The organism is Okeania sp. SIO2B9 (assembly GCF_010672505.1).
In the GTDB taxonomy this organism is placed as follows: Bacteria; Cyanobacteriota; Cyanobacteriia; order Cyanobacteriales; family Microcoleaceae; genus Okeania; species Okeania hirsuta.
In genome coordinates this window covers 1-3,360 of sequence record NZ_JAAHGK010000874.1, presented here as the reverse complement: position 1 = coordinate 3,360, position 3,360 = coordinate 1, and the positions used below count along the sequence as shown (strand labels likewise).

The following is a 3,360-nucleotide window of genomic DNA, read 5'->3' as shown; positions in this document are numbered from 1 at the left end:
CAGTTAGAAGAAGGAAGAAGGAAGAAGAAAGAAGGAAGAAGGAAGGGTGCATCTCAATTTTGAATAAAGCCAAAAATTTATCGCTTTTAGGCAACAGGCAACAGGCAACAGGCAACAGGGAATATATAGGAAAAAGTATTTTTGCAAATATGAGATGCACCCCAATATAACTTGTTGTACCTATTTATTTTTCTACTGTTTTATGTCTGATTGATAGAAAAACTTGATTATAAACTGACCAAAAATATGTACAGAACTAATTTGGCATCTATATCGATCGACTTTATATTATGAGAACCTAAATTCTGCCAAATTAAACAATGATTTTTAGAGAGCGATCGCTCGCCATAAATATTTCTTTTACCCGGTGGTATGCCTAAACTATAAAAATTTAAAAAAAATCAAAAATTAAGTATTTTAAAATTGAATAATTTTTATGACCGCTACATATCTACCACTTCCCCTAAAAGCTGAAAACTCAGACAACGCCAGATTTTTGCTTCTTCCTTCTGTTATACAAAAAAATACAGTAGAAATTAGTCTCTCGTTTCTACTGTATTTAAAGTCAAAGCATTGATATTAGATCCGCCTAATTAGTGATGAAAAAAATCATCTTCTCACTTCAACGGCAAATCTATCCCTGCTCTGCTACTCAATGATTTATAAGTATTAAACCAGACATGATATTAGAATTATCCCAGTCTGTAATTTAAGACTATTTTTGATTTAATTCAACCACAATCTGAAGGACTACAACAATCCGTATTATCATTAACACTTGTAATTCGATAATCTAAACCTTTAGTTTCCTTCGGATGCCTATTTTTAGAACGTCGGCAATCAAATTGTTGTGCTGAATTTAATGGAATATCTGTATAAGGTTCAACAGGCAAAAAATCTTGATAATAAGGACCATTTTGGTCTGTATAAATTTTGAAAGTTTTATCACAAACAGCCATTCTTTGACCTCTGTACAAAGTATGACCATCATCATCAACCACCTGTTTCCAAGGACCTTTGTAAATTACAGCCTGATTCCTTTCTAAACATTCTCCTTCTTTTCCTTTAAAAGCACGAACTGTCACAGAATTAAATTCAATTCCATCTATTACTTGCCATGGTTTTTCTTGACGTTTGAGAATTTCAACTCCATAAAAACCAGCCTCTTCAAACATTTTTAGAAAAACATCTTCTCGAAATGCTCCAGCAATACAACCACTCCATAATTCCGGGTCATTAATAATGTCTGGAGTGGGGTCTTCATCACAGACAATATCAGAAATAATTGCTCTACCACCTCGCTTTAAAACTCTATAAATTTCACTAAATAGTTTTTCTTTATCTTGGGGGCGAACTAAATTCAACACACAATTAGAAATTACTACATCAACACTATTATCTCGAATTAAAGGTTGTTCTTTGCGGAGAGCATTACATTCTGATTCAAAAGCTGCTAGAGCATCAATAGAAGTAATAGGATTTGCAGTAAGCCACTGTTCAACTATGTCTAAATCAAGGGCTAAATCCTGAATTTTTCCTTTGACAAATTTAGTATTTTTGTATCCAATTTTAGTAGCTATTTCATTTTGATATTTTCGAGCTAATCCTAACATATCATCATTAAAATCTACTCCTATTACTTGCCCTTCAGCACCAACTTTTTGAGCAAGAATATAGCAATTTTTTCCAGCGCCCGAACCTAAATCTACAACTGTTTCTCCAGGAGAAATATAACGAGTAGGGTCTCCACAACCATAATCTTTTTGAATAATTTCTTGAGGTAAAATATCTAGATAATTTTCCTCATATTCAGTCGGACAACATAGATCTGGTTGTACTTGTTGAGCGCCTGCTTGATAACGCGTTAAAACTGCATTTTCAATATTATAGTTAGCAGTCAATTTTTCATTTGTGGTTGTATCGGTCATAAATAAATCTTGTTCAAAATTTTCCCAATTCATTATATCTACCAAATAATCAAGCTGAAGATGACACACATTAAGTAAATTTTCACAAAGTATGATTTATATATTGTGAAAATTTATCTAGTTATATATTTTTATTTAAAACACTTTTAAATGAGTATTTGCTGAGAAAAAGTAAAGAATAAGAGAATAAATAGGGTTTGCTGAATAAGTTTTTTGGTATGAGGTAGGAGTCAACCCACCCCTAACCCCTCCCAGGAGGGGAAGTCAGGAGGAATGGGGAATTTAGAGGAGGGAGTCGGATATTTTATCCCTTGATTTTTCTACAATTATTCTCCCTTTTATCCTAACTTTTTAGTCGCTCAAGCTTAAAAAGTTGCACTTTTTTTCGCTCTTTAATAGAATTGGGCTAAAGAAGGCTGGCAACAGAGGGCAAAATAGAGCAGGCAATTTCTATCTTCAAACAAGCCCAAAAATGGTCGCCGGAAATTGACCTTGACCCCGATACAGAAACAAAAGAAACAGACCCAGAAGTTGTGGCGAAAAGGTTAGCTGCTCCTGGTAAAGTAGAACAGGGAAAAAAATTAGTAATAGAGGGCAAAATAAATGAGGCAATTTCTCTCTTTAAAGAAGCACAAGAATTCTTACCAGAAATTGACCTTGACCCCGATACAGAAACAAAAGAAACAGACCCAGCAGTTGTGGCGAAAAGGTTAGCTGCTACTGGTAAAGTAGAATAGGGAAAAAAATTAGTAATAGAGGGAAAAATAGAACAGGCAATTAGCCTTTACAATGAAGCACAAAAATTAGATTCAGACTTAGAAATAGGTGCTCAGGATTGGAATTCAATCTGTTGGTTTGGTAGCTTATATAATCAGGCTCAAGATGTGATGTTCGCTTGTGAAAAAGCAGTTGAATTGAGTCCTAATGATGGTGGAATTCTGGATAGTCGCGGTTTAGCGAGGGTATTAACAGGGGATTATCAGGGAGCGATTTCTGATTTTCAAGTATTCGTAGATTTGGTGGAAGATGGGGAGGAAAAAGCAAAACGTCAAAGTTGGATTTCGGCGTTGAAAAAGGGTGAAAATCCGATTACTTCTGAGGTATTGGAGAATTTGAAATAGAAGTCAGAATTCGGTAGGGACTTGAGAGTCAAGTAGGGTGTGTTAGACGGCATTAATTACTCGCTATCATAAGGTATTTAACAATCCGTTGTAACGCACCATTTTTAATTAACCGGGTATCATAATCATGCTGCTTTACATTTCATTAACGCACCCTACTAGACTGATATCATGTCCGCTGGGGCGCGTTTGTGTAAACCCAAGGGTGAATATCTACAGGGAATTTAAGTTTTTTTTATTGCCCTTAAGTATTCCTGCCTGTTCCCTGTTCCCAGTTAAGTGTTCCCTATTTTTGCTATACAATACTGATG

3 protein-coding genes are annotated in these 3,360 nt (G+C 34.9%); 2 read left to right on the top strand and 1 reads right to left on the bottom strand.

Annotated features, from left to right (window positions below):
* Positions 1-731 precede the first annotated feature (731 nt).
* Positions 732-1,928: a methyltransferase domain-containing protein gene (locus F6K13_RS24800; RefSeq protein ID WP_124143625.1), complete on the bottom strand. Its 1,197-nt coding sequence runs from the start codon at positions 1,926-1,928 to the stop codon at positions 732-734.
* Positions 1,929-2,461: 533 nt separating this feature from the next.
* Between F6K13_RS24800 and F6K13_RS24795 the strand changes: the two genes are divergently transcribed.
* Both F6K13_RS24795 and F6K13_RS24790 read left to right on the top strand, forming a co-directional pair.
* The gene (locus F6K13_RS24795; protein WP_124143618.1) at positions 2,462-2,665 is read left to right on the top strand and encodes a hypothetical protein; all 204 of its coding nucleotides are present in this window, start codon (positions 2,462-2,464) and stop codon (positions 2,663-2,665) included.
* Between the two features lie 150 nt (positions 2,666-2,815).
* Entirely contained in the window at positions 2,816-3,049 is a 234-nt protein-coding gene (locus tag F6K13_RS24790; protein ID WP_124143619.1) for a tetratricopeptide repeat protein, read from the top strand.
* Positions 3,050-3,360 lie beyond the last annotated feature (311 nt).